Source organism: Collinsella sp. CLA-ER-H3, assembly GCF_040092425.1.
Classification (GTDB): Bacteria; Actinomycetota; Coriobacteriia; order Coriobacteriales; family Coriobacteriaceae; genus Collinsella.
Window position 1 is genome coordinate 1 of the sequence record NZ_JBBNLP010000018.1, and the last position, 4550, is coordinate 4550.

A 4550-nucleotide genomic window follows, 5' to 3' on the forward strand; every position below is an offset into this window, starting at 1 on the left:
TCGAGCTCGTGGAGCCCGGCGTCCCCGTGTTCCTGTTCATGGGCGAGGACGAGAACCGCAAGCTCGACGAGCGCGTCCGCGCGTTCCTGACCCGCGGCGTGACCGGCGACACCGACATCAACATCATCGACACCGCCGAGTTCGCCATCCCCGGCCTTGACGACGAGTTCCGCGTCATCGTCTCCCCGTGGATTTTGACGGTGCTCGTGACCGACCGTCTGGCTCGCTACTACGAGACGGTCACCAAGCACAACCTCAAGTATCGTCGCTACTATCACCAGTTCGACTACTAAAGAAGACGGGTGCGGGAACGTGCCGGGCTATTGAGAGGAACACAGAATGAGACAGTACATCATCGCCAGCCATGCGCACTTCGCTACCGGCATCAAGGAGAGCGTCGAGCTGCTCTCGGGCGCTCGCGACAACGTCCACGATCTTTCGATGTTCGTCGATGGCCGCATGGACGTGGCTGAGGAGGCCCAAAAACTGCTGGCGGGCATGTCTGCCGACGATGATGTCGTTGTCTGCACCGACCTCTTTGGCGGCAGCGTCAACAACGAGTTCACCAAGATCGTCCAGACGCGTCCCCGCACGTACCTCGTTACCAACATGAACCTTCCTCTGCTTATCCAGCTGCTGTTCTCTGACGAGTCGGCGCCGGTTGAGGAGACGATTCGCGCCATCGTCGCTGCGGACGATACGCGCGTGAAGTTTGTCAACGACCTGTTGGTCGATGACGACGAGGAAGAAGAGTTCTAATCCGCAGCACCTATTGACATGCCGTAAGACGGCGCAAGACCTTTGGGGGGTCACATTATGATTCAGCTACTTCGCGTTGACCATCGCCTGCTTCATGGCCAGGTCGCAGTTTCCTGGGTTCAGGGCCTCGGCTCCAACTGCATTTTCTGCGTGGGCGATAAGGTCGCCAACGACCCGGTGTGGAAGACGTCGCTCAAGATGGGCAAGCCTGCCGGCTGCAAGCTCGTCATCAAAGATATGGAGCATGCAATCGAAGCTATCAACTCGGGCGTGACCGACAAGTACAAGATGATCATCTGTGTCGCCACTATCGCTGAGGCAAAGCAGCTTGTTGAGGGCTGCCCGCAGATCAAGTCGGTCAACCTGGGCAACACCAAGCCCAAGGACGAGAAGCGTCCCGATGCTCGTCAGGTCTCTCGTCAGATCTTCCTGACCGCGGCCGAGGAAGCCGATGTGCGCGAGATGCTGGATCGTGGCGTTGAGGTCGAGATTCGACCCCTGGCCGATGACCCCAAGGTTGACTGCGCCAGCGTGCTCTAGGCGTTCAATTTCGAAGAGCCTGCGGGTTCTTCGTAGTGTCCTATATGGAAAGGGGGATGTATGCTTACCCAAGCAATCCTCATCGGACTTATCGCCGCATTTGGTAAGTTCGACTACCAGCTCGGTACGCTCTATGCGTTCCGCCCCATCGTCCTGTGCCCGCTCGTGGGCCTGGTGCTGGGGGACCTGCAGTCCGGCCTCGCGATCGGTGCGAGCCTGGAGCTGCTGTTCATGGGCTCGATCTCCATCGGCGCCTACGTGCCGCCTGATGAGACGATCGGCGGCGTACTTGCCTGTGCCTTCGCTATCCAGCTGGGCCAGAGCACCGAGGCAGCCATCGCGCTTGCCATGCCCATCGCCACGCTGTGCCTTGCCATCAAGAACATCCTCAACGCCGCCCTGCCGATCCTGGTTGACCGCGCTGATGTCTTCTCCGGCCAGGGCAACCTTAAGGGTGTCTATGCGATGCACTTCCTGATCGGTTCCACCGGTGTCATCATGGCGTTCCTGCTGTGCTCGCTGTCGTTCTATCTGGGTGCTGACGCTATCCAGGGCATGCTCGACTTCATCCCGCCCTTTGTCCTTGCTGGCTTTGGCGTGGCCGCCAACATCCTGCCGGCCATGGGCTTCGCCATGCTCGGCCGCCTGGTGCTCACCAAGCAGCTCGTGCCCTTCTACTTCCTGGGCTTCCTGCTGTGCTCCTACGCCAACGTGCCCGTCCTGGGCGTCGCCCTGATCGCCATCATCATCGGCATCGACAAGTTCGACCTGCTCGGCCTGGGCGGAGCCCAGCCCCAGCTCTCCGCGGAAGGGGATGAGGACGATGACTTCTAGTCCCGAGAACAAGATCACGCGCTCCGACCTCGTCAAGAGCGCCGTCAACGTCGGCGCCCTGGGCATGGAGTTCTCCTGGACCTACTACAAGCAGATGAACATCGCCTTCTGCCTGATGGTCGCCAACATGCTCAAGAAGATCTACGCCGGCCGCCCCGACGACTACGCCGAGGCCCTGCACCGCCACTGCGCGTTCTTCAACATCACCGTCCAGTTCGCCCCGTTCGTCGGCGGCATCGCGATGGCCATGGAGGAGAAGGTCGCCCGCGGCGAGATCGAGCCCGAGAGCGTCAACGACGTCAAGGCCGCCCTCATGGGCCCGCTGTCCGGCATCGGCGACTCCATCTTCCTGTCGACGCTGCGCGTGGTCGCCGCCGCGGTGGGCATCAGCCTGTGCCAGGCCGGCAACCCCTTCGGCCCCATCGCCTTCCTGCTCATCTACAACGTCCCAGGCTTCGCGCTGCGCGTCTGGGGCGCCGTCAAGGGCTACGAGCTGGGCGTGGGCTTCCTGGACGAGGCCCAGAGGACCGGCCTCATGCAGAAGATCATGACCTGCGTGGGCATCGTGGGCGTCATGGTCGTGGGCGCCATGTGCAAGGACATGTTCTGGGCCAGCATCCCGGTGGCCATCGGCTCGGGCGAGGACGCCCAGACCCTCCAGGACATCCTGGACGGCATCATGCCCGGCATGCTCGGCATGATCGCCTTCTGGCTGTACTACTGGCTGCTGTCCAAGAAGATCAACCCCATGGTGCTGATCGTTGCCACCATGGTCGTGGGCATCATCGGCGCGTTCTTCGGCGTGCTGGCGTAAGGGCCCGGCTGCATAGATTTTCGTTGCAACCTGGAAAGGGGATGGAGCAGGCCTATGCCCTCCATCCCCTTTTTGTATAGAAGGAGTCCGTATGTTCGCGAAGGATCGCGAAGCAATGCGCCTGACGCCGGCAGAGGTCAGGCTGATTCTTATTGAGTCCCTGCAGTGGTGCGCCAACAACGCGGTCTACTTTTTGGGGCTTATCGGTGCGGCCACGTATGATCTGGCCGGCACGGCCTTTTTGGTTGCCGCCATTACGCTCGTGCGCAATCTTATGACGTCGGCGGGCAATATGGTGTCGGGCTCGGTTATCGATCGCTTTGGACCGCGCCGGACGTCGTTTGTGACGTGCGTGATTACGGCAGTGCTATCGCTTGGCGTGGGGTTAGCGCCGTTGTCTGTCCCCGGGCTTGTGTTCGCCGCGTGCGTCTTGGGACTTGCGGGCGGCTTCATCAACACCTGCACGCATGCGTTTCCGGGATACCTGGAGTCGACCACCGAGGGCCGTACCCGCGTGAACGGTCTCATGGTGTTCTACAGCAATATCGCCTATACCGCTGGCCCACTGCTCGGCGGTGCCATCGTGAGCTGTTTTGCCACGCAATCGGTCTATCTGCTCATGGCGGGCATGATGGGTGTGGCGGCCGTGCTCTCCTTGGGCTGTCACGAGTGCGTTGCTCCCGCAAAAGGAGAGAAGCCGAAGGGCGGTATTCTGGGCGGCATGGCCGAGGGTGCGCGACTTACGTTTCGCGACCATGACCTGCGCCTCATCTTTATCTCGGGCTTTTTGGGTTTCTTTGCGTTTGGCGCGTTCGATTCGCTGGAGTCGTTGTTCTATCGCGATGTGCTCAACGTGGATATCGTCTGGCTGGGCTGGCTGTCCTCGGTCGTGGGCCTCACTTCCTCGGTGGGCGCGTTCATCCTGACCAAGCTTTCTGCTCGCCATGTCAACCTGCGATTGCTGCTCGGCGCGCTCATGGCCGTGGGCATTGGGTCCATGGTGTACGTGGGCACCGATATGCTGGGGGTCGCGATTATCGGTCAGGCGATTAACGGTCTGGCCTGGGGATTTCTGGAACCGCTGCAGATGATCTTGATTCAGGAGCGCGCCGACATCAAATACCTCGGGCGCATTACCGGCTTTGTGCGTTTTGGCCTGATGAGCGCCGGCGTGCTGCCGCTGCTGGCGGCTCCATTTTTGGCGGAGGCTTTGGGCGTCCAGGCGGTGCTGTTTGGGGCATCGACCATTATTGCGCTGGTAGGAACGCTGTTCTTTGTCACACAGGGGAGGCGCCAGAGGTGTTAGCTATACATTCAATTCTAATTTAATACCACTCACCAGAGAATTTCGACCGTTCACCGAGGATTGGAGCAGATTGGAAAGTGGTATTAAAAACACGTTAGGTGTATGTCTATAATTGGTATCGAAAAGAAACGCGATGTATAGATTCGCGTGCAGGACAGAAAGGAAAAGCCATGAAGGAAACCGAGAAGATCGAGATCATGCATTTCGACCAGGAGGGCTATCTCGAGGACGGCAAGGCGCTCTACGAGACCGGTAAGAAGATGACCGCGCTCGCCGACAAGGTCGCCGACGAGGGCT

5 protein-coding genes and 1 pseudogene are annotated in these 4550 nt (G+C 60.1%); all 6 read left to right on the top strand.

What is annotated here, in order from left to right:
- Positions 1–293, top strand: a pseudogene (locus tag AAAX32_RS09920) (SIS domain-containing protein); the annotation flags it as partial.
- 46 nt (positions 294–339) lie between these two features.
- On the top strand, positions 340–759 hold the full coding sequence (locus tag AAAX32_RS09925) for a PTS fructose transporter subunit IIA (RefSeq protein WP_035137739.1): 420 nt from the start codon (positions 340–342) through the stop codon (positions 757–759).
- 57 nt (positions 760–816) lie between these two features.
- Positions 817–1299 (top strand): PTS sugar transporter subunit IIB, encoded by a 483-nt coding sequence (locus AAAX32_RS09930; protein ID WP_349100733.1) that lies wholly within the window; start codon positions 817–819, stop codon positions 1297–1299.
- A 60-nt stretch (positions 1300–1359) separates the two neighbouring features.
- Positions 1360–2133, top strand: coding sequence for a PTS sugar transporter subunit IIC (locus AAAX32_RS09935; protein WP_099432285.1), 774 nt, complete (start codon positions 1360–1362; stop codon positions 2131–2133).
- Positions 2114–2947: a PTS system mannose/fructose/sorbose family transporter subunit IID gene (locus AAAX32_RS09940; RefSeq protein WP_195622533.1), complete on the top strand. Its 834-nt coding sequence runs from the start codon at positions 2114–2116 to the stop codon at positions 2945–2947. Before AAAX32_RS09935 ends, AAAX32_RS09940 begins: the two co-directional genes overlap by 20 nt.
- A gap of 91 nt (positions 2948–3038) precedes the next feature.
- Positions 3039–4253, top strand: a complete 1215-nt coding sequence (locus AAAX32_RS09945; protein ID WP_349100734.1) for an MFS transporter — start codon at positions 3039–3041, stop codon at positions 4251–4253.
- The last annotated feature ends 297 nt before the right edge of the window (positions 4254–4550 follow it).

Excerpts from the sequence above, each read along its gene's own strand:
- AAAX32_RS09925 (WP_035137739.1), top strand. The coding sequence starts at position 340 with ATGAGACAGTACATCATCGCCAGCCATGCGCACTTCGCTACCGGCATC.
- AAAX32_RS09930 (WP_349100733.1), top strand. The coding sequence starts at position 817 with ATGATTCAGCTACTTCGCGTTGACCATCGCCTGCTTCATGGCCAGGTC.
- AAAX32_RS09935 (WP_099432285.1), top strand. The coding sequence starts at position 1,360 with ATGCTTACCCAAGCAATCCTCATCGGACTTATCGCCGCATTTGGTAAG.
- AAAX32_RS09940 (WP_195622533.1), top strand. The coding sequence starts at position 2,114 with ATGAGGACGATGACTTCTAGTCCCGAGAACAAGATCACGCGCTCCGAC.
- AAAX32_RS09945 (WP_349100734.1), top strand. The coding sequence starts at position 3,039 with ATGTTCGCGAAGGATCGCGAAGCAATGCGCCTGACGCCGGCAGAGGTC.